The sequence below is a fragment of the Aeromonas sp. 130281 genome, from assembly GCF_056642115.1.
On record NZ_JBWVQS010000010.1, the window covers coordinates 1 to 25,321 of the forward strand.

At 63.5% G+C, this 25,321-nt stretch carries 21 protein-coding genes, 4 tRNA genes and 1 pseudogene; 16 read left to right on the forward strand and 10 right to left on the reverse strand.

Annotated features, from left to right (window positions below):
- Positions 1-23 precede the first annotated feature (23 nt).
- The 4 genes from AC1IN8_RS18945 to AC1IN8_RS18960 all read left to right on the forward strand — a co-directional run bounded on the left by AC1IN8_RS18945 (position 24) and on the right by AC1IN8_RS18960 (position 387).
- Positions 24-99, forward strand: a tRNA-Lys gene (locus AC1IN8_RS18945).
- 18 nt (positions 100-117) lie between these two features.
- Positions 118-193: transfer RNA gene (locus AC1IN8_RS18950), tRNA-Val, on the forward strand.
- 24 nt (positions 194-217) lie between these two features.
- Positions 218-293: transfer RNA gene (locus AC1IN8_RS18955), tRNA-Lys, on the forward strand.
- A gap of 18 nt (positions 294-311) precedes the next feature.
- Positions 312-387, forward strand: a tRNA-Val gene (locus AC1IN8_RS18960).
- Between the two features lie 47 nt (positions 388-434).
- Here the strand turns inward: AC1IN8_RS18960 and AC1IN8_RS18965 are convergent.
- Positions 435-2,540: a methyl-accepting chemotaxis protein gene (locus AC1IN8_RS18965; protein WP_479760123.1), complete on the reverse strand. Its 2,106-nt coding sequence runs from the start codon at positions 2,538-2,540 to the stop codon at positions 435-437.
- Positions 2,541-2,681: 141 nt separating this feature from the next.
- Between AC1IN8_RS18965 and nadA the strand changes: the two genes are divergently transcribed.
- The gene (nadA, locus tag AC1IN8_RS18970; RefSeq protein ID WP_265437453.1) at positions 2,682-3,755 is read left to right on the forward strand and encodes a quinolinate synthase NadA; all 1,074 of its coding nucleotides are present in this window, start codon (positions 2,682-2,684) and stop codon (positions 3,753-3,755) included.
- 70 nt (positions 3,756-3,825) lie between these two features.
- Here the strand turns inward: nadA and AC1IN8_RS18975 are convergent.
- The 3 genes and pseudogenes from AC1IN8_RS18975 to gap all read right to left on the reverse strand — a co-directional run.
- A pseudogene (locus tag AC1IN8_RS18975) lies at positions 3,826-3,936 on the reverse strand (D-hexose-6-phosphate mutarotase); the annotation flags it as partial.
- A gap of 131 nt (positions 3,937-4,067) precedes the next feature.
- Positions 4,068-4,934: a D-hexose-6-phosphate mutarotase gene (locus tag AC1IN8_RS18980; protein WP_479760125.1), complete on the reverse strand. Its 867-nt coding sequence runs from the start codon at positions 4,932-4,934 to the stop codon at positions 4,068-4,070.
- A 105-nt stretch (positions 4,935-5,039) separates the two neighbouring features.
- Positions 5,040-6,035 (reverse strand): type I glyceraldehyde-3-phosphate dehydrogenase, encoded by a 996-nt coding sequence (gene gap, locus AC1IN8_RS18985; protein ID WP_139439088.1) that lies wholly within the window; start codon positions 6,033-6,035, stop codon positions 5,040-5,042.
- A 345-nt stretch (positions 6,036-6,380) separates the two neighbouring features.
- On the opposite strand from gap, the gene malQ reads away from it, so the two are divergent.
- The 4 genes from malQ (at position 6,381) to msrB (ending at position 13,503) form a co-directional block, all read left to right on the forward strand.
- A complete protein-coding gene (gene malQ, locus AC1IN8_RS18990; RefSeq protein WP_479760127.1) occupies positions 6,381-8,570 on the forward strand; it encodes a 4-alpha-glucanotransferase in 2,190 nt (729 codons plus the stop codon).
- Positions 8,571-8,652: 82 nt separating this feature from the next.
- On the forward strand, positions 8,653-10,830 hold the full coding sequence (glgB, locus tag AC1IN8_RS18995) for a 1,4-alpha-glucan branching protein GlgB (RefSeq protein ID WP_479760129.1): 2,178 nt from the start codon (positions 8,653-8,655) through the stop codon (positions 10,828-10,830).
- Positions 10,830-12,971 carry a glycogen debranching protein GlgX gene (gene glgX, locus AC1IN8_RS19000; protein ID WP_319914289.1) on the forward strand — a complete coding sequence of 714 codons (2,142 nt, stop codon included), beginning with the start codon at positions 10,830-10,832 and terminating at the stop codon, positions 12,969-12,971. Before glgB ends, glgX begins: the two co-directional genes overlap by 1 nt.
- 139 nt (positions 12,972-13,110) lie before the next feature.
- On the forward strand, positions 13,111-13,503 hold the full coding sequence (msrB, locus tag AC1IN8_RS19005) for a peptide-methionine (R)-S-oxide reductase MsrB (RefSeq protein ID WP_202047849.1): 393 nt from the start codon (positions 13,111-13,113) through the stop codon (positions 13,501-13,503).
- Between the two features lie 71 nt (positions 13,504-13,574).
- Here msrB and chrA read toward each other — a convergent pair whose 3' ends face one another.
- The 3 genes from chrA to AC1IN8_RS19020 all read right to left on the reverse strand — a co-directional run bounded on the left by chrA (position 13,575) and on the right by AC1IN8_RS19020 (position 16,758).
- A complete protein-coding gene (chrA, locus tag AC1IN8_RS19010; RefSeq protein WP_479760132.1) occupies positions 13,575-14,717 on the reverse strand; it encodes a chromate efflux transporter in 1,143 nt (380 codons plus the stop codon).
- A gap of 245 nt (positions 14,718-14,962) precedes the next feature.
- Positions 14,963-15,397 carry a nucleotide triphosphate diphosphatase NUDT15 gene (locus tag AC1IN8_RS19015; protein ID WP_479760134.1) on the reverse strand — a complete coding sequence of 145 codons (435 nt, stop codon included), beginning with the start codon at positions 15,395-15,397 and terminating at the stop codon, positions 14,963-14,965.
- A 356-nt stretch (positions 15,398-15,753) separates the two neighbouring features.
- Positions 15,754-16,758, reverse strand: a complete 1,005-nt coding sequence (locus tag AC1IN8_RS19020; RefSeq protein WP_319916987.1) for an NADP-dependent oxidoreductase — start codon at positions 16,756-16,758, stop codon at positions 15,754-15,756.
- 199 nt (positions 16,759-16,957) lie between these two features.
- Here AC1IN8_RS19020 and AC1IN8_RS19025 point away from each other — a divergent pair, with 199 nt between their 5' ends.
- The 3 genes from AC1IN8_RS19025 (at position 16,958) to AC1IN8_RS19035 (ending at position 18,105) form a co-directional block, all read left to right on the forward strand.
- Positions 16,958-17,383, forward strand: coding sequence for a MarR family winged helix-turn-helix transcriptional regulator (locus tag AC1IN8_RS19025; RefSeq protein WP_162519291.1), 426 nt, complete (start codon positions 16,958-16,960; stop codon positions 17,381-17,383).
- A gap of 29 nt (positions 17,384-17,412) precedes the next feature.
- Entirely contained in the window at positions 17,413-17,643 is a 231-nt protein-coding gene (locus AC1IN8_RS19030) for a hypothetical protein (RefSeq protein ID WP_319916988.1), read from the forward strand.
- 144 nt (positions 17,644-17,787) lie between these two features.
- A complete protein-coding gene (locus AC1IN8_RS19035) occupies positions 17,788-18,105 on the forward strand; it encodes a single stranded DNA-binding domain-containing protein (RefSeq protein ID WP_005324594.1) in 318 nt (105 codons plus the stop codon).
- 94 nt (positions 18,106-18,199) lie between these two features.
- Here AC1IN8_RS19035 and AC1IN8_RS19040 read toward each other — a convergent pair whose 3' ends face one another.
- Positions 18,200-18,676, reverse strand: coding sequence for an Lrp/AsnC family transcriptional regulator (locus AC1IN8_RS19040; protein WP_025325819.1), 477 nt, complete (start codon positions 18,674-18,676; stop codon positions 18,200-18,202).
- A gap of 310 nt (positions 18,677-18,986) precedes the next feature.
- Positions 18,987-19,610, reverse strand: coding sequence for a helix-turn-helix transcriptional regulator (locus tag AC1IN8_RS19045; RefSeq protein WP_319916989.1), 624 nt, complete (start codon positions 19,608-19,610; stop codon positions 18,987-18,989).
- Between the two features lie 166 nt (positions 19,611-19,776).
- Between AC1IN8_RS19045 and AC1IN8_RS19050 the strand changes: the two genes are divergently transcribed.
- Both AC1IN8_RS19050 and AC1IN8_RS19055 read left to right on the forward strand, forming a co-directional pair.
- The gene (locus AC1IN8_RS19050) at positions 19,777-21,015 is read left to right on the forward strand and encodes an MFS transporter (RefSeq protein WP_139439105.1); all 1,239 of its coding nucleotides are present in this window, start codon (positions 19,777-19,779) and stop codon (positions 21,013-21,015) included.
- Positions 21,016-21,262: 247 nt separating this feature from the next.
- Positions 21,263-22,084, forward strand: coding sequence for a Cof-type HAD-IIB family hydrolase (locus tag AC1IN8_RS19055; protein ID WP_479760138.1), 822 nt, complete (start codon positions 21,263-21,265; stop codon positions 22,082-22,084).
- A 37-nt stretch (positions 22,085-22,121) separates the two neighbouring features.
- Here AC1IN8_RS19055 and AC1IN8_RS19060 read toward each other — a convergent pair whose 3' ends face one another.
- Positions 22,122-22,685, reverse strand: a complete 564-nt coding sequence (locus AC1IN8_RS19060) for a DUF2799 domain-containing protein (protein WP_106884903.1) — start codon at positions 22,683-22,685, stop codon at positions 22,122-22,124.
- 200 nt (positions 22,686-22,885) lie between these two features.
- Here AC1IN8_RS19060 and AC1IN8_RS19065 point away from each other — a divergent pair, with 200 nt between their 5' ends.
- Both AC1IN8_RS19065 and AC1IN8_RS19070 read left to right on the forward strand, forming a co-directional pair.
- Positions 22,886-23,725 (forward strand): isopenicillin N synthase family dioxygenase, encoded by an 840-nt coding sequence (locus AC1IN8_RS19065; protein WP_043128396.1) that lies wholly within the window; start codon positions 22,886-22,888, stop codon positions 23,723-23,725.
- A 209-nt stretch (positions 23,726-23,934) separates the two neighbouring features.
- Positions 23,935-25,248, forward strand: coding sequence for a sodium-dependent transporter (locus AC1IN8_RS19070; protein ID WP_139439109.1), 1,314 nt, complete (start codon positions 23,935-23,937; stop codon positions 25,246-25,248).
- The last annotated feature ends 73 nt before the right edge of the window (positions 25,249-25,321 follow it).

Below are 25,321 nucleotides of genomic sequence, written 5' to 3' on the forward strand. Positions count from 1 at the left end.
CATGCTTTAAAAATGATACAGATGGGTCGTTAGCTCAGTCGGTAGAGCAGTTGACTTTTAATCAATTGGTCGCTGGTTCGAATCCAGCACGACCCACCATCATTCAGTCTTATCCCAGGTCGTTTAGCTCAGCTGGGAGAGCACCTCCCTTACAAGGAGGGGGTCACTGGTTCGAGCCCAGTAACGACCACCATGCTTTGAAAAAAATGATACAGATGGGTCGTTAGCTCAGTCGGTAGAGCAGTTGACTTTTAATCAATTGGTCGCTGGTTCGAATCCAGCACGACCCACCATCATTCAGCTTTATCCCAGGTCGTTTAGCTCAGCTGGGAGAGCACCTCCCTTACAAGGAGGGGGTCACTGGTTCGAGCCCAGTAACGACCACCAGATTGAAAAAAAGCCCGCAGCAATGCGGGCTTTTTTGTATCCGCGCGTCAGGTGCGCAGCCGATCGAGTTCGTTGGCCAGCGTGGTTGCCGCCTGCTCCAGCTCCTCGCTCAAGAGGTGGCTGGCACTCGCCTCCTGCCCCAGGGCGGTGGCGGTATCCCCAATGCGCATCAGATTCTGGTTGATGCTATCGCTGACGGCGCTCTGCTGCTCGGCGGCGGTCGCCACCTGGCTGATGTGATCATGGATCTGCTGGATCTGGCTCACCACCTGATTGAGCGCCTCGAAGGCCTGCTCGGTTCCCTCGACCGTGCTGACGGATCGGGTGATGCCCGTATTCATCAGCTGCTGGCTGCTGGTGACCTCGGTTTGCAGACTGCCGATGAGCTGACCTATCTCGTCGGTGGATGAACGGGTCTTGTTGGCAAGGGCTCTTACTTCATCTGCCACCACGGCAAAGCCCCTGCCGATGTCGCCAGCCCGCGCCGCCTCTATGGCCGCATTGAGTGCCAGCAAATTGGTCTGCTCGGCGATGGCCCGGATCACGTCGAGAATGTGGCTGATGTTGGTGCTGCGCTGGGCCACCTGCGCCACCGCCTTGTCCGCCTGGTGCATGTCCTCGACCAGGGTGTGGATCTCGCTACGGGCCCGGCTCAAGGTCTGCTGGGCCCTGTGGATATGGTGAGTGGCCGTTTCCGACTCTTGCGCCGCCTGCTCGGCGTAACCCGCCACGCTGACCGCAGTGGTGCTCATCTCGTGCATGGCACTGACCACGCTCTCCAGCTCCAGACTCTGTTCATCCAGGCTGCTGCGCATGGCATCCGCCGTCTGCTTCATGCCCCTTGCCTGCTGGTGTACCTGCTGGCCAATCTGCTTGCTGCCCTGCACCATGGCCCTCAGTTTGCCGAGGAAGGCATTGAGGTGCTTGCCGAGCTCGATGAGCTCCTGGTGGGTATCTATCTGCATCTGCTGGGTCAGATCCCCCTCATTGCTGGCGAGGTGGGAGACGTGGCGGCTAATGAGGGAGAGGGGTGCCGTGATGGTCTGAATGAACCAGACGAGCAGAGCCAGTGCCACCAGGGTGATGGCGACTATGGCCATCAACTGCTGTTGCTGGGTGGCTTGCAGCAGGCTGCCAAGCTGGTTGCTGATGGTGTTGGCCTGACTGAGGGCGAGGGCCTTGGGCACCTTGATCATCAGCCACCACTGGCTGTCGGCGGCGTCGATCTTGATGGGTTGCTGCAGGATGAAGTCGCTGTCGCTATCCCTGGGTTTGCCATCTGGCGCCACCAGTCCGGCCTCCGTCAGGGGGCGCCCCAGCTTGTCCGCATGGCGGTTGCTGCCGACGATAAAGCCCATCTTGCTGACCAGGGTCACCTCGGCCTGATTGTCATACAGACTCTTGCCGAGGCGCTCGGCCAGTTGCTGGAAGATGGGCAGGTTCATGTCGACCCCGGCGATCCCGACAAACTTGCCCCCCTTGAGGATGGGGACCGTCAGGCTGGTCATCAGCATCTGCTTGCCAGGGCTTATCTCGTAGAGGTAGGGCTCCATCAGGCAGGGGCGCAGGCTGTCACGGCCACAGAGATACCACTCGCTGTTGCGAATGCCGAACTCGTTGCGCGAGGTATCGAACTTGGCTTCGCTGGTTGCCGCATCTATCTGCTGCTGCGCAATCTGGCCATTCTGCTCCCGGGTGAAGTACACCTCCAGACTGCCTTTGCCCGAGACCGAGTGTGTTGCCCCCGTCTGCCAGCTGGCATCCTGCCCGTCATAGCCATCGGGTTCGAACTGGGCATAGATGGAGCTGATCCCCTCAGCCTGACGCAGGCGGCTGCCAAGCAGCAGCTCCACCTGCGGGCGGCTCGGCATCAGCTCCGGCTGTGCCATGCCGTCTTCGAGCTGTGCGGCTATCCCCAGCGGTATCTGGTAGGACTGCTGCAACAGGTCGGCGATTTGCACGGCATAGCGCTCGGCCTGGAATTGCAGGGTACGCGATACCTCCTGCTCCAGGGCGCCGCGAGTCTGGGTCATGATGTCATTGCGCAGGGTGTTCAGGGAGGCAGACTGCATCAGGGTCATGGCGACGCCACTGGCGAGAAAGAGGCCCAGGGTGAGCAGCAGCAACTTGGTTTTGAGCGAGCGTTGTTTCATTCGACAACTCCTTTTGGCAAGAATGACAACGATACATCCGGGCGGGTTCTGACCGTTTTACTGTACTGGATTTGTTGATGGGTTTGTGCGCGGCTTCTGGTTATAATTTTGGCCTTTCCAAGCGTTGATGGAACAGTCGCAATGAGCAATGCACTGAGCAGTGTCCCTCCGGTCATCGAGATGGACTATCCCTTTCCGGTCAAACCGGCTCCCCTGACTGCCGAACAGAAGGCGGCCCTGATCATCGAGATCAAGGCGCTGCTCGAGGCGCGTCAGGCCGTGCTGGTTGCCCACTACTACACGGATCCCGAGATCCAGGCGCTGGCCGAGGCCACCGGCGGTTTCGTCGGCGACTCCCTCGAGATGGCTCGCTTCGGTCGTGATCACGCCGCCCAGACCCTGATCGTGGCCGGTGTGCGCTTCATGGGGGAGACCTCCAAGATCCTGAGCCCCCACAAGCGGGTGCTGATGCCGACCCTGGAGGCGGAGTGCTCCCTGGATCTGGGCTGCCCCATCGACCAGTTCTCCGCCTTCTGCGATGCCCATCCCGACCATATAGTCGTGGTCTATGCCAATACCTCGGCGGCGGTGAAGGCGCGGGCCGACTGGGTGGTCACCTCCAGCATCGCGCTGGAGATAGTCGAGCATCTGGACAGCCAGGGCCACAAGATCATCTGGGGGCCGGACAGACACCTGGGTGCCTACATCGAGAAGAAGACGGGCGCCGAGATGCTGCGCTGGCAGGGTCACTGCATCGTCCACGACGAGTTCAAGGCCAAGGCCCTGCGCGAGCTCAAGGCCCAGAACCCGGATGCGGCCGTGCTGGTGCACCCGGAGTCCCCGGCTTCCGTCATCGAACTGGCGGATGCGGTGGGGTCTACCAGCCAGCTCATCAAGGCGGCCCGCGAGCTGCCCCAGCAGAAGCTGATCGTGGCGACCGATCGCGGCATCTTCTACAAGATGCAGCAGGCCTGTCCGGAGAAGGAGATGGTGGAGGCGCCGACCGGTGGCGATGGTGCCACCTGCCGCAGCTGTGCCCACTGTCCCTGGATGGCGATGAACGGCCTGGTGGCGATCAAGGAAGCGCTGACCGACGGCGCCGAGCGTCACGAGATCCATGTGGATGAGGCGCTGCGCCTGAAGGCCCTGATCCCGCTGGATCGCATGCTGAACTTCGCTGCCGAGCTCAAGCTCAAGACCCAGGGCAATGCCTGATCTTCTCTGATGACAAGATGCAAAGAGGGCTCCCGCGGGAGCCCTCTTTATTTATCCGTCTGACATATCGTCAGATGATCACGGTAGAGAAGCTGTGCTCCTCGTTCGGCGCCACCGTGATGCCGGCGTCGGCGGTGATGGCTGCCTCGACACAGAGGTGGGAGTGATAGCCTTCATCGCCCGGCCAGGCTTCAGATGATCACGGTAGAGACGCTGTGCTCATCGTCCGGTACCACAGTGATGCCGGCGTCGGCGGTGATGGCTGCCTCGACACAGAGGTTGGAGTGATAGCCTTCATCGCCCGCCCAGGCTTCAGATGATCACGGTAGAGAAGCTGTGCTCCTCGTCCGGTGCCACCGTTACGCCAGCGTCGGCAGTGATGGCCGCCTCGACACACAGCATGGTGCGGTAGCCGTCGTCGCTCATGTCGGCCATGGCCGCGGCGCCCTCAGCCCAGGGATTCCAGACCACCACGCTGTCATGGTTGCCGCTCACTACCCGGGTGGTGCGATCCCCATCCTGCACGCTGACCATGGCGTCGGGCTGGTTGTAGATGCGATCCATGGCGGCAGAGAGCGTCAGCGCCCCCTGTTGCTGCGCATCCCGGCCGGTCAGCTTGTCATGGTAAGGCTCGCCGAGGCCGGTCACTTGAACGGCCTCCGGGCGGCTTATCTGCAGATAGGTGTGCAGGGCCGCGTTGTAGGTGAGGGGCGTCTTGCCGGTGTTGCGGGTGGTCAGCACCAGAGAGAGCTCCTTGCCCACCAGCACATCCAGCTCCAGCTCGAAGGCGTGGGGCCAGAGGGCACGGCTGGCGTCGGTGTCACGCAGAGAGAGATGGACTAGGGTGCCATCCCCGTGATCGGAGACGCCATCCAGGGTCCAGAGGCTGGTGCGGGCGAAGCCATGGGCGGGCTTTCCGCTGCCGACGCGAGCGGGGGAGGGGCCGAACCAGGGCCAGCACAGAGGGATACCGCCCCGGATCGGCTTGCCGCCATCCAGCACGGCCTTGTCGCTGAGCCAGATAGAGGCGGGTTCGCCGTGGCGCTGGTAGCTCAGCACATGGGCGCCAAACAGGCTGATCTCCGCCCTGGCATGCTGGTTGTCGATGGTCAGCAGAGGCTGGCCATCCGCTGGGTGGCTAAGGGTGCAGTGGGCAGTCAGAGTACGTGTCGGTTGCATGAAGACTCCTGTGTTCGGGCACATTCAGAAAGGGTCCGTGATTCAGAATACAAAAAGGCGGCCAATGGCCGCCTTTTTTCAAGCTACGCGATTGCGCATCCCAAATTACTTGGAGATGTGAGCGATCAGGTCCAGAACCTTGCTGGAGTAGCCCATTTCGTTGTCGTACCAGGAGACGACTTTCACGAAGGTCTTGTTCAGCTGGATACCAGCCTTGGCATCGAACACGGAAGTCTGACGCTCACCCAGGAAGTCGGTGGAAACCACTTCGTCTTCGGTGTAGCCCAGCACGCCCTTCATGGCGCCTTCGGAGGCAGCCTTCATGGCCTGGCAGATTTCAGCGTAGGAAGCTTCTTTCTTCAGGTTGACGGTCAGGTCAACGACGGACACGTCCGGAGTCGGAACGCGGAAGGCCATGCCGGTCAGCTTGCCGTTCAGTTCCGGGATGACCACGCCAACAGCCTTGGCAGCACCGGTGGAGGACGGGATGATGTTCTGAGCCGCACCGCGGCCACCGCGCCAGTCTTTGGCAGACGGACCATCAACGGTCTTCTGGGTCGCAGTGGTAGCGTGAACAGTGGTCATCAGGCCGGATTCGATACCGAAGGTATCGTTCAGAACCTTGGCGATGGGGGCCAGGCAGTTGGTGGTGCAGGAAGCGTTGGAAACGATGTCCTGGCCAGCGTAGGAGTTCTGGTTAACACCCATGACGAACATCGGGGTGGCGTCTTTGGACGGACCGGTCAGTACGACTTTCTTGGCACCGGCAGCGATGTGCTTGCGAGCGGTCTCGTCGGTCAGGAACAGACCGGTAGCTTCGGCAACAACGTCAACACCGATGGCATCCCATTTCAGGTTTGCCGGGTCACGTTCAGCGGTAACACGTACGGTTTTGCCGTTGACAACCAGGTTGCCGTCTTTGACTTCAACGGTGCCCTTGAAGCGGCCGTGGGTGGAGTCGTACTTCAGCATGTAAGCCATGTAGTCAACGTCGATCAGATCGTTGATACCAACCACTTCGATGTCAGCACGCTCAGCGGCCAGACGGAAAACGAAACGACCGATACGGCCAAAACCGTTAATACCTACTTTGATAGTCATAATTGGTTACCTAACTGTTCAGTAGTCAAAGAAAATTCCGTTTGTAAATTTACTAGAACTCACCGGTGAGTCAACCAACAATCTGCGCGAAATTGCGCTATATCATGAAAAACTGTGAAATTTATTTTCGTTTTATGTAACTGGCTACCAACTTTTGTCGAATGCATCATCAGCGGATCCGGTCGCAGAGATCAACAATAGTGCCTGTCCGGTCACACATCCGGCCGGGGAGATATGTAAAAATGTGCGCGGTTTAGCATGGCCAAAGAGCCACTGTTCAAGTACCACCCATAAAAATTAATCACAAATAGTGTAGATAGAATCCACAGCGGGAATTCTCAAACTATGACCACCCTGATTGAACAGCTGGCTGCCGCCAAAGGTATCGCCAGTGAGTATGTTGATGCCTGGGGCCACCCGGCCCAGGTATCCGAAGAGAGCAAGGCCGCCATGCTGGGCGCCATGGGCTACCGCGTCGACGACGAGGCCGCCCTGACCGAGCAGCTGGAGCAGGAGCACCGTCAGCACTGGTTGCGGCCTCTGGATCCCGTGATGGTAGTGCGCAGTGGCGATCCCGTCAGCCTCGAGGTTCGTCTGCCCATCGAGTTCGTCAACGACGCCCTCCACTGGCAGATAGAGCTGGAGCAGGGCGCCCTGTTGTCCGGCCAGCTGACCCCCATCGAAGGGGAACTGGTCGGCGTCGCCGAATTCGAAGAGATGGAGTGCCAGGCCTACAGGGTCGCGCTGGATGTGCAGCCGGAGCTCGGCTATCACCAGCTGGTGCTGCTGGAAGAGGGCAACGACGAGCCGCTCGCCACCATGCGCCTCATCGTCGCCCCCAAGTCCTGCTACAAGCAGGCGCCGATTGCCAACGGCCGCAAGGTGTGGGGCCCGAGCGTGCAGCTCTACTGCCTGCGCAGCCGCCACAACTGGGGCATAGGTGATTTCAGCGACCTCGGTCAGCTGGTCGAGAAGGCCGCCGCCTGGGGAGCCCACTTCGTGGGGCTGAACCCCATCCACGCCCTCTATCCGGCCAACCCCGAGAGTGCCAGCCCCTACAGCCCCTCTTCCCGTCGCTGGCTCAACGTGGCCTACATCAACGTGGAAGCCGTGCCCGAGTTTATCGCCAACGAGCGGCTCAAGGCCGATGTGGCGAGCCCGGCCTTCCAGCAGCATCTGGCCTCCCTGCGGGCCAAGGAGAACGTGGATTACACCGGCGTCATCGAGACCAAGATCGGCATGCTGCGTCAGGTGTTCGATGAGGCCAGGCTCGGCGCCGAGCGTCAGGCTGCGTTCGATGCCTTCGTGGCCGCCGGTGGCGACAGCCTGCAACAGCAGGCGGCCTTCGATGCCCTGCAGGCCCACTTCTATGGCAAGGGTGAGAACGCCTGGGGCTGGCCGGTCTGGCCGGATGCCTTCCGTGATTACCACAACCCGGAAGTGGCGGCCTGGATGAAGGAGCACCGCCAGGATGTGAATTTCTACCTCTATCTGCAGTTCCTGGCCGATGAGCAGCTGGCACAGGCCGATGCCCGCGCCAAGGCGGCCGGCATGGTGATGGGGATCTACCGGGATCTGGCGGTGGGCGTCTCCGAAGGCTCCACCGAGATCTGGGCCAACCGGGATCTCTACTGCCCGAAAGCCTCGGTCGGTGCCCCCCCCGACATCCTGGGCCCCCTCGGCCAGAACTGGGGCCTGCCCCCCATGAACCCGAACCAGCTGTTCGAGGCGGCCTATCAGCCCATGGTGGATCTGTTCCGCGCCAACATGCGTGCCTGCGGCGCGCTGCGCATCGATCACGTGATGGCCTTGCTACGGCTGTGGTGGGTTCCGCCCGGAGCGTCCGCCGCCAAGGGCGCCTACATCTACTATCCGGTCAACGATCTGCTGGGGATACTTGCCCTCGAGTCCCACCGCAACCAGTGCCTGCTGATCGGCGAGGATCTCGGCACTGTGCCGGAAGGCATAGACGTGACCCTCAAAGAGAACGGGGTCCACTCCTACAAGGTGTTCTTCTTCGAGCGCTCCAAGGACGACGGCGGCTTCATCTCCCCGGCGCACTACACCGAGCAGGCGATGTCGGCCCTGACCACCCACGACATGCCGACCCTGAAGGGCTTCTGGCATTGCGACGATCTGGCGCTGGGTCGCGAGCTGGGCCTGTACCCGGATGAAGAGGTACTCAAGACCCTGTATGCTGATCGCCACCAGGCCAAGCAGCGGATCCTTGACAGCCTGCATGCCCATGGGGTCATCTCTGGCAACATCAGCCATGACGTGAACTGGGTCGGGATGAACACCGAACTCAACCATGGCCTGCAACTGCACATGTCCCGCGGCAGCTGTGCCCTGTTCAGCACCCAGCTGGAAGACTGGCTGGAGATGGACAAGCCGGTCAACGTGCCGGGCACCAGTTACGAATACCCGAACTGGCGTCGCAAGCTTTCAAAGGATCTGGAAGATATTTTTGCCGATGAGGCGCTCAAGGCGCTGGCGGGCAAGATGAGCCAGGCCCGTGACGAGGCCAGTCGTTGAGCCCCTGCTGTCAACATGTGACTCACTTTCATCCGCTTCGGCCCAGGCCGGAGCGGATGTTCAGCCATGAAAGGAAATGTCGATGCCCGTTGAACGTTTGGTTGCCGCCCGCTGTGCCGATCCCTTCTCCCATCTAGGCCTGCTGGCCAATCCGGATGGGCCAGGCCTGAAACTGACGGCCTGGTTGCCCGATGCGCTCGAGGTCCGGGTCAGGGACCTCAAGTCAGGCAAGATAGTTGCCACCCTGACCTCCGCCGACGAAGCGGGCCTTTTTGAAACTGTTTTCACTCGCCGCAAGAATCCCTTCCCCTATCAGCTGATCGCCAGCTACCCCGATGCCAGTGCCGAATCCATCGACCCTTACCAGTTCCAGGCTGCCGCCTGGGAAGGCCTGGCCGAGCTCGGCTTCCAGCCGGAAAACCTCTACCACACCCTGGGTGCCCAGCTGCGCACCGTGGAGCATCTCGGCCAGCGGGTGGCAGGGGTGCGCTTCGCCGTCTATGCACCGAGCGCCACGGCGGTGAGCCTGATCGGCGATTTCAACTTCTGGGATGGTCGTCGCCACCCCATGCAGCGCAGCCAGTGCGGTCACTGGGTGCTGTTCGTGCCTGGCCTCAAGGCCGGGGATCGCTACAAGTTCGAGCTCAAAGACCCCATGGGCAACCGCCTGCCCCACAAGAGCGACCCGGTGGGCTTCTACTGCGAGCAGTATCCGTCGTTCGCCTCCGTCATCCACGACCATGAGCAGTACCAGTGGCAGGATGCCGCCTGGCGCGAGAGCCAGCGCAACGACAAGCGGGAGCAGCCGCTCTCCATCTACGAGCTGCACGTGGGATCCTGGAAGCGTCACCCCAACGGCGACAGCCTGAACTGGCGCGAGCTGGCGGTGGAGCTGGTCCACTACGTCACCGAGATGGGGTACACCCACATCGAGCTGATGCCGGTCTCCGAGCACCCCTTCAGCGGCTCCTGGGGCTACCAGCCGGTGGGCATGTTCTCCCCCACCAGTCGCTACGGCAGTGCCGATGACTTCAAGCATTTCGTCGACGCCTGCCACCAGGCCGGCATAGGCGTCATCCTCGACTGGGTGCCGGCCCACTTCCCGGCGGATGCCCATGGTCTCGCCCGCTTCGACGGCACCCCGCTCTACGAGTACGAGGATCCGCGTCGTGGCTGGCACCCGGACTGGAACTCCTACATCTACGATTTCGGCCGCAACAACGTGCGCCAGTTCCTGGTGGCGAGCGCCCTGTTCTGGCTCGACAAGTTCCACATTGACGGCCTGCGGGTGGATGCGGTGGCCTCCATGCTCTATCTGGACTATTCCCGCAACGCCGGTGAGTGGGTGCCGAACGTCGACGGGGGCAACCACAACTACGAGGCGATCAGCCTGCTCAAGTGGACCAACGAGGAGGTCTACGGCAAGTATCCCCACGCCATGACCATCGCCGAGGAGTCCACCGCCTTTGCCGGTGTCTCCCGTCCCACCTTCCTCGGTGGCCTCGGGTTTGGTTTCAAGTGGAATATGGGCTGGATGCACGACACCCTGAGCTACATGCAGAAGGAGCCTATCCACCGCCGTTATCACCACAACGAGATGACCTTCTCCATGGTCTATCACTATGACGAGAACTTCATCCTGGCCCTGTCCCACGACGAGGTGGTGCACGGCAAGCACTCCCTGCTCTACAAGATGCCCGGTGACGAGTGGCAGCAGGCCGCGAACCTGCGGGCCTACATGGGCTTCATGTATGGCCATCCGGGCAAGAAGCTCAACTTCATGGGCACCGAAATCGCCCAGAGCAACGAGTGGAATCACGATGCCCAGCTGCCCTGGCACCTGCTGCAATTCCCCAAGCACGGCGGCCAGCAGCGGCTGATCCGGGATCTCAACCGGCTCTATCGTCATGAAGCTGCCTTGTATCAGGCGGATTATGAGCGGAGCGGCTTCCGCTGGCTGGATCACAACGACGCCGATAACAGCATCTTCGCCTGGCTGCGCGCCGACAGGCAGGGGGCCAATCCTGTGGTGATCGCCTCCAACTTCACCCCGGTGCCGCGCCTCGCCTATCGCCTCGGGGTGCCGGCGGCGGGCCGCTATGCCGTGGTGCTCAACACCGACAGTGAGCATTACTGGGGCAGCAACTATGATGTGGGTTTGACCCTAGTCGCCGAGCCGACCCCCTGGCAGGGGATGGCGCACAGCATAGTGCTGGACTTGCCGCCGCTCGCGACCTTGTTCATCAAACAGGAGTCCTGATGTTTGTAATGGAAAATGGGGTGGACTACCCGTTGGGAGCCCGGCTCGACGAGGCTGGCTGCCACTTCTGCGTCTGGGCCCCCCAATCGGACAAGGTGGAGCTCTGTCTGTTCGACGAACAGGAGCAGGAGCTGGTCCGGCTGGCCCTGCCCGGTCGGCGCGGCCAATACAGATTCGGCTATGTGCGCGGGGTGCGGGCTGGTCAGCGTTACGGCTACCGGGTTCATGGCACGCCCCAGGAGGGGATGCTGTTCGACCCGGACAAGCTGCTGATCGACCCCTATGCCAGGGCGCTCAGTCGGGCGACCCGTTGGGATGACGACCTCTATCAGGGGGACAGTGCGGCCATGGTGGCCAAGTCGGTGGTGGTAGACGACGCCTTCGACTGGCAGGGCGTCGGCAAGCCCGCCATCCCCCCCGAGCGGGTGGTGCTCTACGAGACCCACGTCAAGGGCTTCACCCGCCAGCACCCCGGGGTGCCCGAGGCGCTGCGGGGCACCTACCTCGGCATCAGCCATCCGCTGATGATCGAACACCTGCTCTCTCTCGGGGTCACTTCGGTGCAGCTGATGCCGGTGGCCGCCTTCATGTCGGAGCCCAGGCTAGAGCAGCTTGGGCTGACCAACTACTGGGGCTACAACCCCATCGCCTTCTTCGCCCCCGAGCCGCGCTACGGGGCGGGGGAGGCGGTGACCGAGTTCAAGACCATGGTGCGCGAGCTGCACAGGGTCGGGCTCGAGGTGATACTGGACGTGGTCTACAACCACACCGCAGAGTCCGGTGCCGACGGCCCCATGCTCTCCCTCAAGGGGTTCGACAACGCCGGCTACTACGCCTTCGAATCGGGGGCCCACGGCCCTGACTACCAGCGCCACGCCAACGTCACCGGCTGCGGCAACAGCGTCAACCTGGATCACCCCAACAGCCTGCGCCTGGTACTCGATGCCCTGCGCTACTGGGTCACCGAGATGCAGGTGGACGGTTTCCGCTTCGATCTGGCAGTCACCCTGGCGCGGGAGGCGGGGGAGTTCGATCCCATGAGCGCCTTCTTCAAGGCCCTGCTGGCGGATCCCGTGCTGGCACGGGTCAGGCTCATCGCCGAGCCCTGGGACATAGGCCCCTTCGGCTATCGCCTCGGCCAGTTCCCGAGCCAGTGGCTGGAGATCAACGACCGTTATCGCGACACGGTACGCGCCTTCTGGCGCGGCGACGCGGGCAAGATGGGGGACTTCGCCACCCGGCTGGCGGGGTCGCGGGATCTCTTCCCGAAGAACTGGCGCTCCCCCCACACCAGCGTCAACTACCTCTGCTATCACGACGGCTTCACCCTGGAGGATCTGGTCTCCTACAACCAGCGCCACAACCAGGCCAACGGCGAAGACAACAGAGACGGCCACGGCAACAACCTCTCCTACAACCACGGGGTGGAGGGGCCGACCCTGGACCCCAGGGTAAACAACCTGCGCCAGCAGCAGAAGCGCAACCTGATCGCCACCCTGCTGCTCTCCCAGGGCACGCCGCACTTCCTGGCCGGAGACGAGATGGGCCGCAGCCAGCTCGGCAACAACAACGCCTATTGCCAGGACAACCAGATAAGCTGGGTCAACTGGCAACTGCGCCCCGAAGATGAACGGCTGCTCGCCTTCACCCGCCAGATGATGGCGCTGCGGGCGGAGTCCGGGGTCTTCGCCAACCTGCAACTGAGCGACGATGAGTGGAATGGCAAGGCGACCAGCTGTCACAGGGTCAACTGGTATCACCCCGATGGCCATCAGCTCACCGATCAGGACTGGCACGCCCCCATGGGGCAGGCGTTCGCCATGGACATCGGCATGCTGACGTGCGGCGGAGAGCGCTGGTACGTGCTGTTCAACGCCAGCGACTACGACATCCAGTTCCGCCTGCCACCGCCAGGAGAAGGGCTGGAGTGGATCCAGACCATAGACACGGCCACCAACGACGGCCTGCCCTTCCTGCCTGATGACATCAAGCGGCAGGTGGCGGTGGGGCGCGCCCACTCCCTCAAATTGCTGGAGCGGGTTGCGCTGCCGGCGGTGGCGCTGGCCAAGGAAGGGGTAGTCGCCACGCCGGATGTTGCCGCCGTGTTGCCAACGGGATCACAGTTCCCGCTGGCGGGGTAGAGTCGGGGCGTCCGAGTGGGTATGCTGGGCGCCGTGATAAAAGGCAAGGAGTCAGTATGAAGGGCAACAATCCCGAGCAGTGGCGCAGCAAGTTGAATACTGAGAGCCGAGCAGTGTCATGTTTTGGCAAGGGGTCAATATGAGCGGTAACAATCCCGAGCAGTGGCGCAGCAAGTTGAGCGCAGAGCAGTTTCACGTTTGCTGGGAGAAGGGCACAGAGCGCCCCTACAGCGGCGCCCTGCTGCACAATCGCAAGAGCGGCGACTATCTCTGCGTCTGCTGCAAGAGCGTACTGTTCCATGCGGATGCCAAGTTTGACTCCGGCTGCGGCTGGCCCTCCTTCGATCGGGCCATCGAGGGGACAGTGACCTACACAGAGGATCGCAGCCACGGCATGGCAAGGGTGGAGATCACCTGCAGCCAGTGCGGCTCCCACCTGGGTCACGTCTTCCCGGACGGGCCGACCGAGACAGGCCAGCGCTACTGCGTCAACAGCCTGAGCCTGGAGTTCGAGCCCGATACAGACGCCTGAGCGCGTCGGAAATGAAAAATGGCGCCTCCGCTTGCGGAGGCGCCATTTTTTTATGGGGTCCTGGTTGCCCCTCAGAGCGGCAGCAGGCTGGCTCCCACCAGCAGGGCGGCGAGCGCCAGTATGGGCAGCCTGATGACGCGCAGCAGATAGAAGCCGATGGCGGCCAGCGCCAGATCGGTCGGGGCCAGCACGGCGCTCTGCCACACCGGCTGATAGAGGGCGGCCAGCAGCAGCCCCACCACGGCGGCGTTGATGCCGGCTACGGCTCCCGCCAGCCTGGGGTGGGCCAGCCAGCGCTGCCAGCAGGGACCCAGGGCCCAGAGCAGCAAGAATCCCGGCAAAAATAGCGCGAACGTTGCCAGCAGGGCGCCCGCCAGCGGCGCGGCAGGCAGCAGCTGGGCGCCCAGGTAGGTGGCCAGGGTGAACATGGGGCCGGGCACCAGCTGGGCCAGGCCATAGCCGGTCAGGAACTGCTGCTCGCTGAGGCTGTGGCCGACGCTCTCCTGCAACAGGGGCAGCACCACGTGACCGCCGCCGAACACCAGGCTGCCCGCCCGATAGAAGTCGGCGATCAGCTGGCTGGCGGGGCCCTGGGCCAGCAGCGGCAGGCCGACAAACAGCAGAGCAAACAGCAGCAGGGTCGGCCAGTGGGGTTGGCGAGCCAGATCCTCTGAGGGGGCCTGCGCCGGCTCGCTCTGCTCACGGTAGGCGCAGAGCAGGGCCGCCCCCAGCAGCATGCCCAGCTGGGTCAGCAGGCCAGGCTGCCACCAGAGGGCGGCGGCGGTCGCCACCATGACTCCCTGTTGCAGCGCCGTCTTGCAGAACTGGCGGCTCATGGTGAGCACGGCATCGGCCACCACCACCAGCGCCAGCAGCTTGAGGCCGTGCAGGGCGGCATCCAGCCAGAGGTTGTTGCCGAGCTGCCCGAGGCCGATGGCGGCGGCCAGCAACAGCAGGAAGGAGGGCAGGGTGAAGCCGGCAAAGGCGGCAAGCGCGCCCCCAAGGCCCGCCCGCTGGCGGCCGATGGCGAAGCCGAGCTGGCTGGAGGCGGGTCCCGGCAATAGCTGGCACAGGGCCAGCAACTGGGCAAACTCGGCCTGGCTCAGCCAGCCCAGCCGCTGGACGAAGGTGCGCTGGAAGTAGCCGATATGGGCGGCTGGCCCGCCGAAACTGATGCAGCCGAGCCACAGAAATTGAAGGAATACCTGTCCCACCACTCACTCCCCGTTGTCATCGTTGATGGGCGGGATGATATGACAAAGCGATGACTTTTTTATGACAATTCGTGCTGGTGTGGCTGTGGCAATTAGCCGCGAGCCAGCCAGCAGGGGATGGGTATTAGGTCGGCTGGCCTGGTTGTGGCAGATAGCAGCGTCCCGCCAGCCAGCAGGGGATGGGGATTAGGTCGGCTGGCCTGGTTGTGGCAAGTAGCAGCGCCCGGTCAGCCAGCAGGCGATGGTCACGCTGTCGGCTGAGGCAGATAGCTGCGCCCGGCCAGCCAGCAGGCGATGGACTGGCGGCTGGCATCGAAGTGGGGCTCGGGCAGCGCGCGGGGATCGCACCAGACCCAGCCCTCGCACTTCTCAGGCTCCAGCAGTTGCGGCTCCCCTTCCACCTCGGCCAGCAGGGTGACAGAGATGTAGTGCAGCCCGCTCTCGCGCCAGGTTTCCAGGTTGTTGGTGACGGCGATGACGCTGGGGTTGGTGATGAGAAAACCTGTCTCCTCGGCCACCTCCCGGATCGCCGCCGACTCGAAGCTCTCGCCAAGCTCCAGATGGCCGCCGGCGATGGACCAGTAGGGGGCGTGGCTGCCCTTGCGCTTGCCGAGCAGCACCTGGCCCTGATGGTTGACGAGGATGACACCGACCCCGACGCGGGGATAGGGAGTGGACATAAGAAGAGCTCCTTGCTGTGGCTGTGCGACGAGGGGCATCGACCACCGACGCCGGGACAAGACGTGGCAGGGATGGGCAGGGCACCCTGCCGACCCGGCATGGCACCATAAAAAACGGGCCCACCTTAGGACGGATGGGCCCGTTTCGCAAGTCGCCGCTGGAGGAGCCCGAGGGCGCGGGATCTTGCCGTTTCTCTATCTGCCAATCAGATGGCTATCGCGATATTGCATCTACCAGGCAGATGGTAGAAACGGGGAATGAGGCTCCCCGGTGCGTGGCTGGCCGTCAGTCCAGCCAGATCGGCCTCTTGCCGTAGCTGTGCCCATCGTCGATAAGGGCCAGGTCAGGCCGCTTGTCAGCCCAGCCTGACCAGCATCTTGCCGGTATTGCGGCCCTCGAACAGCCCGATAAAGGCCTGCGGCATGCTCGCCAGCCCCTCGCTGATGGTCTCCTCGGCCTGGAGGGCGCCGGCCTCGAAGGCGGGGATGGCCTCGGCCAGGAACTCCCCGTAGTGCTGCCAGTGATCGGAGACCAGCAGCCCCTGCATCAGGAGGCGTTTGCGGATCATCTGGGAGAGGTTGCGCGGGCCGCTCCCCTGGCCATTGCTGTTGTACTGCTCGATGAGGCCGCACAGGACGATGCGCCCGTGCAGCGCCATGTGGTTGAGGGCCGCGTCCAGCATGGCGCCCCCCACGTTCTCGAAATAGACCTGGATGCCTTCCGGGGCGAGGCGGGCCAGCTCGGCGTCGAGATCCGGCGTCTCCCTGTAGTTGATCACCGCATCAGCGCCCAGCGTCTTGAGGTAGGCGACCTTGTCGGCGGAGCCGGTGGAGCCGATCACCCGGGCACCGGCCCGCTTGGCGAGCTGCACCGCCATGGTGCCGACCGCGCCGGAGGCCGCCGAGACCAGCAGGGTCTCACCGGCCTGCAGGCGGGCGACCTTGTGCAAGCCCGCCCAGGCGGTCATGCCCGGCATGCCGAGGGCGCCGAGGAAGAGCTGGGAGGGCAGCGCCGTGGCGGGCAACCGGGTCAGCTGCTCCCCCTTGGCGACGAAGGCATCCCGCCAGCCCAGCATGCTGCTCACCTGGTCACCCACCTGGAAGTCGGGGTGACGGGAGGCCTGCACGGTGCCGATGGCGCCGCCGTCGAGGGGGCCGTTGAGGGGGAAGGGGGGCACATAGCTCTTGGCCTCGCTCATGCGACCGCGCATGTAAGGGTCCACCGACAGCCACTGGTTGGCTACCTGCACCTCACCCTCCTGCAGGGTGGGCAGGGGCACTTCCCTGAGGGCGAAATCGTCCGGGGTGGGGAGGCCGGTGGGGCGGCGCAGCAGTTGGATCTGATGGCTGATCGGGGTCATGGTCTTTCTCCAGCGGGGTAGGGGGCTGTCGACGCCGCGCCAGCCTGGGGGCGGAGGCGGCGGCTCGGGCATTCTGTTTGTGTGCAAACTAAAATCAGGTTAATCCCGAAAAGAGGGGGTGACAACTGTTTTGTGTGCAAATTATTCAGGCGTCAGTTGTCCTGGGGTATACTGGCCCCAGTCGTCAGCGAGGTGCCCCATGAGTGAATTGAAAAAGCAGGTCTGTTTTGCCCTCTACAGCGCCTCCAATGCGGTGATGCGCGCCTACAGGCCGCTCTTGGACAAGCTGGATCTCACCTACACCCAGTATCTGGTGATGCTGTCGCTCTGGGCGCGGGACGAGGTCAGCCTCAAGGAGATTGGCCAGGAGACAGGGCTGGACGCGGGCACCCTGACCCCCATCGTCAAGCGGCTGGAGAGCAAGGGCTGGCTGACCCGCACCGTCTCCAGCGAAGACGAGCGGCAAAAATGCATCCGCCTGACCGAAGCGGGGCGCCAGCTGCAGCAGGGGGTCAGGGAGTGCTGTCTGGCGGACAACCTGCGCAATCAGGTGGATCTGGCCGATGCCGAGCTGGCCGAGCTCAAGCGACTCTGCGATCGCGTGGCGGCCCAGCTCGGGCGCTGAATCCTCTTCCCCTTGCCTGGAGTCATCCGATGAAACCCTGGTTACCCTTGCTTGTTCTGCTGCTCGGTGGCTGCGTCGGCGGCACCCAGCCCCCGTCCGAGTTGCGGATCGATGATGCGGATGCCTGGCAGGCCCTCTGCAAGGATGGCGTCCGGGTCAGGGCCATCAGCGAGGAGGGGATCTGCGCGGATCACCGCGGCCTGGCCATGTGGACGAATAAGCCAAGGGCGGTTCGAATGGCAGAGGAAGCCGCCAAATAGTGTGATCCAGACGCCATAAAATGACACAACCGGCCCCTTGGCCGGTTTTTTTCGCGATCTCGCCTGCACTTTGCGGCCTTGTTCATGGTGCACTCATGCTTCCCTTTCCATACTGGCCCCACAGTTTCATGAGAGGAGAGAGAGATGCAGTCATCCATCGTCGGGCTCTCCATTCTGTGGGGGCTGGCCAGTTTTGGTGTTCAGGGGGATTTCATCGAGAGCCGTGATTCCGTTGCGCCGTCCTGGCAAGCCGAGTCCAGAGTGGAGATGGAAGGTTATCTGATTGAATCGCTTGGCGAAGATCGCTGGGTGTTCGACAACGGCAGCGAGAGTCTGCTGGTCTCCCTGCCCGAGGGGCAGTGGGTGTCAGAGGGGGAGCGGTTGCGACTGAGCGGTGAACCCCAGCAGGAGCAGGCCGGCTGGCTGTTGCAGGTGCAGGACGTCAGCCAGGTCGGCGTCTGACCCTGTCATTCCCTGACATCAGAAACGACAAAGAGGAGGCCTGGGCCTCCTCTTGCTTTTTGCGTCTCTGGCCCTCAGCCCGGGTGCCGGGCTGTCAGCCCAGGTGATTGAGGGGCAGCGCCGTCTTGTGCTTGATGCGGCGCAGCACGAAGCTGGAGCGCACCCCGGTCACCCCGGAGATGTGGGTCAGCTTGTCCAGCAGGAAGTGCTGGTAGTGCTCCATGTCCCGCACCACCACCTTGAGCTGGTAGTCGGCGTCGTTACCGGTGATGAGGTCGCACTCCAGCACCTCGGGCAGATCCTGGATGGCCCGATCGAAGTTTTCGAACCGCTCGGGGGTGTGCCTGTCCATGGAGATGTGAATGTAGGCGGTGAGGGTGAGCCCCAGCTGGCGGGCGTTGAGCAGGGTGACGTGGGTATCGATGAGACCGGCATCCTCCAGCGCCTTGACCCGGCGCGAGCAGGGGGAGGGGGAGAGCCCGACCAGTTCGGCCAGCTCCAGGTTGCTGATGCGGCCATTCTCCTGCATCAACTCCAGAATATGCCTGTCTATGCGATCAAGTTTCAGCATTCTCCGTTCCTCGTTGCAATTACTGATTCACTTTTCCTAGATTAAGGGTGAACTATTGCAAAAACAACTGAAAATACCTACTACTTCACAACCACTCACCGCACCGGCAGGCGTACCATGGTTTCATCTTCCGGTGGCAAGACAGATGCCCGACCAGGCCTCTGTGGTGAAGGACCTTACCGGGTCAACAACCCCATCAGCCGTCCGACCTTATCGGGAAACGACGGGCTGGAACGAGAGCATCCCCTCCCCGAAGGCAACAAAGCAGGCATCCCGGCGCCTGCTTTGTTGTTTTTGCGCGCCGGCATCCTCAGGCCTGCGGCGGCCGGATGCGATAGAGGCAGCGCCTGTCCCCCTCCAGCAGGTACTGCTCTCGCTCCACCCCGGCCGGTGCCAGCAACTGGCGAAACAGCGCCAGCTCGCTCCGGCAAAAGCCCCTGCAGGCCCGCGCCGCGGCGCAGATGGGGCAGTGACTCTCCCACCATAGCCAGCTGCCATCCTCCTCCTGGCTCATGTCCGCCATATAGCCCTCCCGGCTGCGCAGCTCCTTGAGCACGGTCAGCCGATCCGCCAGCGCCGGCTGGGTCAGCCTGGCCTGATAACGGCTCAGCATCTGCTGCTCCCGCCGTGCGATCAGTTGATCCAGGCCGCTCTCGCCAAACAGCTGCTGCACGTCGTCGATGAGCTGCAGGGTCAGCTCGCTGTGGGTGTCGGGGAAGCGCTGCCAGGCCTGCTCGGTCAGGTGCCAGAGCCGTACCGGGCGACCGCGGCCCCGCGCCTCGTCGCTAAAGCCCACCCAGCCGTCGGCCTCCAGCGCCGTCAGATGCTGGCGGGCGCCCATGGAGGTCATCTGCAACTGCTCCCCCAGCGCGGCGGCACTCTGGGGACCGTGAGTCTTAAGCAGGTAGAGGATCTTGTCGGTACTGGCGTTCATGGGGATCTCGTTGTCGACAGGCGTTCGCTGCGGGAAAGCCAGGGCGGCACTGGCGTTGATAGGGTCATTATGGGCAGCGGCCTCATTTAAATCAATAATTCACTTTACTTAATGCCGTTCCCTTCGCAGTATAAATAAACCAATGACTTTATTTAATGAGGCAAAGATGGAAGGGATCAAGGGACAGGCAACCCTCTGGGTATTGGTGATGACGGTGACCCTGGCGGTGGCGGGCTTCAGCCTGCCCTCGCCGGTGCTGGCGCCGCTGATGCTGGATCCGGCCCAGGGCATGCTGACGCCCGAGGCGTCTGACTGGAGCCGCAAGCTGTGGCTCGGGGTCATCATGGGGCTCTATCCACTGTTTCAACTGCTGGGGGCCCCCTGGCTGGGCAAGCTGTCGGATCGCCATGGCCGCAAGCCGGTGCTGACCCTCTGCCTGGTGGGGGTGCTGGCGGGTTATGTGCTGATGGCCCTGGGGATCGCCTGGCGCTCCCTGCCGCTCTTGCTGCTGAGCCGGGTGGTGGAGGGCTTCTTCAACGGCGACATCGCCATCGTCCAGGCCATGGCGGCAGACATGAGCACCGCCAAAACCAAGGCGCGCAACTTCGCCCGCATCAACATCGGCATGAACCTGGGCTGGGTGCTGGGCCCCATGATAGGGGGCTATGCCGCCGTGGTGTCGGGGGATTACAGCCTGGCGGCCTGGCTGGCGGTGGCCATGACGGCGGGCAACCTGCTGCTGGTGCTCTGGCTGTTGCCCAATCGGCCGCCAGTACCGGCCGAGCAGGAGCTGGCCTCCCTCTCGACCCGTCAGTTGTTGTTGCAACCCCGCCTCCTGCCCTACTTCGTGCTGACCCTGCTCAGCTACGGGGCGGTGCAGCTCTACTTCACCTACTTCAACGTCTGGCTGGTGGAGCGGCTCTCCTGGGATCCGGTGCAGCTGGCCCAGGCCGCCGTGCTGGTGAGCGTGCCCATGATGCTGGGTTCCTGGCTCGGGGAACAGTTGGCCCGCCACTGGCGCGGCAGCTCCCTCGGCATAGTCGGACATCTGGTGATGGCGGCGGGCATGCTGATGTTCATCCTGCCGACCCAGTGGTGGGGGCTGGCGCTCACCTTCATTCCGGCCGGCATCGGCATGAGCCTAGGGGAGCTCGCCACCTCGGTGGCCATCTCCAACCGCAGCCATGCCAGCCAGCAGGGGCAGGCGATGGGGATCTATCGCGGCCTGGCGGTGGGCAGCGAGATCCTGGCGGTGGTGCTCGGCAGCCTGGCGCTGCTGGCAGGCACAGAGTGGCCCTTCTATCTGGCGGCGCTCTGCGGCGTGATCTGCGCCCTCGGCTTCTACGGGTTGCGCAGACGGGCGGACAGGCGAAGCGCCGTGGCCGCTTTTGCCGAGCCGGGCTGACGAAGGGCGAGGGGATCACAGATTGGCGCCGGGGTGGCAGGCGGGGCTTGCATCCCGGCGCCGAGTTTGGGACGGTATGGCTCTTTGTCCCCTTTTACTCCGTCGCCCGGCGAACCTGGCCAGCACAGGCCTTCATATGCGCCCCGCGATGCCCAGTCCTGAGAGGTGATATGAATCATTATCAAGCCATTGCGTTGGACGCGGGATTGTACGGTGCCGCATTCGTTTCGACATTCTTGGAGGTGATATGAGTCGTTTTCAGGCCATTGCTTTGGATATGGACGGTACCCTGCTGACCCGGGATCACAAGATCTCGTCCGCCACCCGGGCCGCCCTGGCCCAGGCCCGGGCCCACGGCATCAAGGTGCTGCTGGTGACGGGCCGCCACTTCATGACGGCCCGCCCCTTCCATCACGAGCTGGCCCTCGACACCCCCCTCATCTGCAGCAACGGCGCCTACCTCTATGATCCGGTGCAGGATCGGATCCTGGTCGGGGATCCCCTGGCGGTGGCGCCGCTCACCACCCTGCTCGCCGAGGTGCAGGCCCAGCAGATGGGCGCCCTGTTCCACCTCGACGAAGGCATCGGCTATCTCGGCTGCGAGGAGCACGTGGGGCGGATGCGGCACTGGTCGGCGAACCAGCCGGATCACCTCAAGGTCTCCCTGCTGCCCGCCGAGGATATCGACAGCTGGCTGCAAAAGCCCATCTGGAAGCTGGAGCTGTTCAATCAGGATCCCGGCCTGCTGCACCGCTTCGTGGGGGAGGTGGTGCAGCATCTGCCCTTCACCCAGGACTGGGCGGCGCCCTATGCGGTGGAGCTGGTGCAGCCCGGGTGCAGCAAGGGCAACCGGCTGGCCCAGTGGGCGGCGAGGGAGGGCATAGCGATGGAAAACGTGGTGGCCTTTGGGGACAACAACAACGACATCAGCATGTTCGAGCAGGTGGGGCTGGCGGTGGCCATGGGCAATGCGGCGCCCCAGATCCAGGCCCATGCGGACAGGGTCACCGCGGATCACAACGAAGACGGCATAGCGCTGGCGCTGCAGCGCTGGGTCCTGCCCTCCTGAGGGGCAACAGAAAGGGGCCGGCGCGGCCCCTTGTTTGTCAGCTCCCGAAGGAGAACTGGATCACCCGATCCGGGAAGCGGATCCGGTTGTAGTCACGGCGTACCCCCTCGTAGTGGCGGATGGCACGCTCGCGCTGGGCCCGGTAGTAGTCCCGCTGCTTGCTGTCGCTCTCGCCCCGGATCTGCTGATCCAGCTGATAGATGGTGCGCTCGGTGCGCTCCAGCTCCTGTTGCAGCTCGCCGAGGCGCTGCTCCAGCAGGAACTCCTTGCGGCCGCGCTCGAACTGGGTGAGGAAGCTGGTGTCGTTGGGGCAGACTCCCAGGTATTCGTTCCCCTCCCGCCCCTTGCTGTAGGCGAGCTCCGGGATGCAGTAGAGCTCCAGCCCCTTGGCGTAGCCGCGCTGCCACTCATCTTCGTCCACCCTGAGGCCGTACTCCCCGCAGGTCTGCTTGTAGTCACGGGTGGCGGTCCGGGTCTTGCCCTGCTCCCCGTCCTGATAACCCTGGTTGTACCAGCTCATGGCGCGGCACTCCTCCTCCGACAGGGAGCTGCACCCGGCGAGCAGCAGGGGGAGGGTCAACAGCAGGATTTTGGGGGACATGAAGGGGCTCCGACAGCAATGATGGTGGGGCATTCTAGAAGAGGAAGCCCGCCCGGGACAAGCACCCGGCACCAGGCCGATATCATGATGTTTTTATCAATATTTTCAAGCCGTTGTGAACGGGTTTCCGGCAACCTTTTCTTGCCGGGGGAGGCAGGGTAAACTGCGCCTACTTTTAACTGGCATGTAACAAAAAAACAATGAAAGTCCTGACCGTCGATTATCGCTCCCCCGACGCGGCCGAGCGCTTCACCGAATCCCTGCGCACCACCGGCTTCGGGGTGCTGACCCACCACCCCATCCCGAAGGAGCTGGTGCAGTCCATCTATGACAACTGGTATCGCTTCTTCATGAGCGAGCAGAAGCAGGCGTTCCTGTTCAACCGCGAGACCCAGGACGGCTACTTCCCGCCCTCGGTGTCCGAGGTGGCCAAGGGTAACACCCAGAAGGACATCAAGGAGTACTTCCACCTCTACCCCTGGGGCCAGATGCCGGAAGAGCTGAGGGCGCAGGCGATGGAGTACTACCGCCTCGCCAACGATCTCGCCGCCGAGCTGCTCTCCTGGGTGGAGCAATACACCCCGGCGGACATCGCCGCCCACTACAGCTGCCCGCTCTCCTCCATGATCGAAGAGAGCCAGAAGACCCTGCTGCGGGTGCTGCACTATCCGCCGTTCGACGGCACCGAGGAGCCGGGGGCCATCCGCGCCGCCGCCCATGAAGACATCAACCTGCTGACCATTTTGCCCGCCGCGAGCGAGCCCGGTCTGCAGGTGAAGGGTTCCGACGGGGAGTGGATGGACGTGCCCTGCGACTTTGGCACCCTGATCATCAACATAGGTGACATGCTGCAGGAGGCCTCCCGTGGCTATTACCCCTCCACCACCCACAGGGTCATCAACCCGACCGGCGGCAGTGCCGCCAAGTCCCGCATCTCCTTGCCGCTGTTCCTGCACCCGCGTCCGGACGTGGTGCTCTCCGAGCGCCACACCGCCCACAGCTACCTGATGGAGCGGCTGCGGGAGCTGGGGGTCATCTAATCCCGCCAGAGGCGATCAGACAGCAAACCGGAGCAAACCGCTCCGGTTTTTTATTTTGTGGCACGTTTGGTGGGTTATCCGAATTTTATTGGTTAATGATGCTAAAAACTGAGTTTTATATCGGATATACGCCGAGTGATTGCGCGCCCCCGGGCGTACTCTGAGCGCCATTCCGGGCCCCGCTGGCGGGCCCCTCGATTGGAGTTCCCATGAAGCAGTCCCAATGGTCATCCCGGCTCGGTTACATCCTGGCCGCCGCAGGTTCGGCGGTCGGTCTCGGCGCCATCTGGAAGTTCCCCTATGTGACCGCCGCCAACGGTGGCGGCGCCTTCCTGCTGGTGTTCCTGCTGTTCAGCTTCACCCTGGGGGTGGCGGTGCTGATGGGGGAGACCTTGCTCGGCAGCCTGACCAGGCGCGGGGTGGTGGGGGCCTTCGGCGAACTGATGGGCAAGCGCTGGCGCTGGGTCGGCGCCATGGGCCTGCTGTGCAGCCTGCTCATCTTCAGCTTCTACAGCGTGGTGGGGGGCTGGACCCTGGGCTACACCGGCATGGCGCTGGCGGGAGAGTTGCAACAGGGGGACGGCGCCGCGCTGACCGCCCGCTTCAACGACTACGTCGGTGATCCGCTCTGGCCGGTGCTGACCCACCTGCTGTTCGCCGCCCTCACCTGGTGGTTCGTGCAGGGGGGCGTGCAGAAGGGGGTGGAGCGCACCCTGCGCTGGATGATGCCGGCCCTCTTCATCATGATCCTGCTGCTGGTGGCCTTCGGCCTCACCCTGCCCAATGCCATGGCCGGGGTGCGCCACTTCCTGATGCCCGATTTCAGCAAGCTCGGCATGTCCGGGGTGCTTGACGCCATGGGGCTGGCCTTCTTCTCCCTCTCCATCGGCCTGGGCATCCACACCACCTATGGCGCCTACCTGCCCTCCAGCGAAGGGGTGGGCCGCTCCAGTCTCTGGGTGGTGCTGCTGGCGAGCCTGATCGCCGTGCTGGCGGGCTTGATGATCTTCCCGGTGCTGGCGGCGACCGGCATAGATCCCGCCTCGGGGCCCGGCCTCACCTTCATGACCATGCCGGCGGTGTTCCAGCAACTGCCCTTCGGCCAGGGGCTGGCGGTGGTCTTCTTCGCCCTGCTGGTGGTGGCGGCGCTCTCCTCGGCCATCTCCCTGCTGGAGCACCTGCAGTGCTTCGTCTGCGAGGGCCTGGGCTGGTCGCGGCGGGCGGCCTGCAGCCTGATCACAGCCCTGGTGATGGCGGGAGGCATCCCGGTCAGCCTGTCGTTCGGCCCCTGGGCGCAGGTGACCCTGTTTGGCAAGAACATCTTCGAGCTGCTGGACTTCATCACCTCCAACCTGATGATGCCCCTGTTCGGGCTGGCCCTGACGCTGCTGCTGGGCTGGCAGCTCGGTCGCCGGGCGCTGCCCGCCGGGCTGGCACCGCACTGGCGCACCCTGCTGATGGGCTGCTGGCGCTGGCTGGCTCCCCTGCTCATCGGCGGCATCCTGGTGCGGGGTCTGCTGTAACCTCCCGCCGTGCGGGTGGGCCTCCGGGCCTGCCCGTTGTCCGGACAGAGAGAGGATCCTCGCCGGCAGGATT

What these genes read in the sequence shown, in the direction of transcription:
- AC1IN8_RS18965 (WP_479760123.1), bottom strand. Translation starts at nt 2,540, where the DNA reads ATGAAACAACGCTCGCTCAAAACCAAGTTGCTGCTGCTCACCCTGGGC.
- glgX (WP_319914289.1), top strand. Translation starts at nt 10,830, where the DNA reads ATGTTTGTAATGGAAAATGGGGTGGACTACCCGTTGGGAGCCCGGCTC.
- AC1IN8_RS19020 (WP_319916987.1), bottom strand. Translation starts at nt 16,758, where the DNA reads ATGACCCCGATCAGCCATCAGATCCAACTGCTGCGCCGCCCCACCGGC.
- AC1IN8_RS18980 (WP_479760125.1), bottom strand. Translation starts at nt 4,934, where the DNA reads ATGCAACCGACACGTACTCTGACTGCCCACTGCACCCTTAGCCACCCA.
- AC1IN8_RS19070 (WP_139439109.1), top strand. Translation starts at nt 23,935, where the DNA reads ATGAAGCAGTCCCAATGGTCATCCCGGCTCGGTTACATCCTGGCCGCC.
- AC1IN8_RS19065 (WP_043128396.1), top strand. Translation starts at nt 22,886, where the DNA reads ATGAAAGTCCTGACCGTCGATTATCGCTCCCCCGACGCGGCCGAGCGC.
- malQ (WP_479760127.1), top strand. Translation starts at nt 6,381, where the DNA reads ATGACCACCCTGATTGAACAGCTGGCTGCCGCCAAAGGTATCGCCAGT.
- AC1IN8_RS19060 (WP_106884903.1), bottom strand. Translation starts at nt 22,685, where the DNA reads ATGTCCCCCAAAATCCTGCTGTTGACCCTCCCCCTGCTGCTCGCCGGG.
- msrB (WP_202047849.1), top strand. Translation starts at nt 13,111, where the DNA reads ATGAGCGGTAACAATCCCGAGCAGTGGCGCAGCAAGTTGAGCGCAGAG.
- AC1IN8_RS19055 (WP_479760138.1), top strand. Translation starts at nt 21,263, where the DNA reads ATGAGTCGTTTTCAGGCCATTGCTTTGGATATGGACGGTACCCTGCTG.
- gap (WP_139439088.1), bottom strand. Translation starts at nt 6,035, where the DNA reads ATGACTATCAAAGTAGGTATTAACGGTTTTGGCCGTATCGGTCGTTTC.
- AC1IN8_RS19025 (WP_162519291.1), top strand. Translation starts at nt 16,958, where the DNA reads ATGAGTGAATTGAAAAAGCAGGTCTGTTTTGCCCTCTACAGCGCCTCC.
- glgB (WP_479760129.1), top strand. Translation starts at nt 8,653, where the DNA reads ATGCCCGTTGAACGTTTGGTTGCCGCCCGCTGTGCCGATCCCTTCTCC.
- AC1IN8_RS19050 (WP_139439105.1), top strand. Translation starts at nt 19,777, where the DNA reads ATGGAAGGGATCAAGGGACAGGCAACCCTCTGGGTATTGGTGATGACG.
- AC1IN8_RS19015 (WP_479760134.1), bottom strand. Translation starts at nt 15,397, where the DNA reads ATGTCCACTCCCTATCCCCGCGTCGGGGTCGGTGTCATCCTCGTCAAC.
- AC1IN8_RS19045 (WP_319916989.1), bottom strand. Translation starts at nt 19,610, where the DNA reads ATGAACGCCAGTACCGACAAGATCCTCTACCTGCTTAAGACTCACGGT.
- AC1IN8_RS19035 (WP_005324594.1), top strand. Translation starts at nt 17,788, where the DNA reads ATGCAGTCATCCATCGTCGGGCTCTCCATTCTGTGGGGGCTGGCCAGT.
- AC1IN8_RS19040 (WP_025325819.1), bottom strand. Translation starts at nt 18,676, where the DNA reads ATGCTGAAACTTGATCGCATAGACAGGCATATTCTGGAGTTGATGCAG.
- nadA (WP_265437453.1), top strand. Translation starts at nt 2,682, where the DNA reads ATGAGCAATGCACTGAGCAGTGTCCCTCCGGTCATCGAGATGGACTAT.
- AC1IN8_RS19030 (WP_319916988.1), top strand. Translation starts at nt 17,413, where the DNA reads ATGAAACCCTGGTTACCCTTGCTTGTTCTGCTGCTCGGTGGCTGCGTC.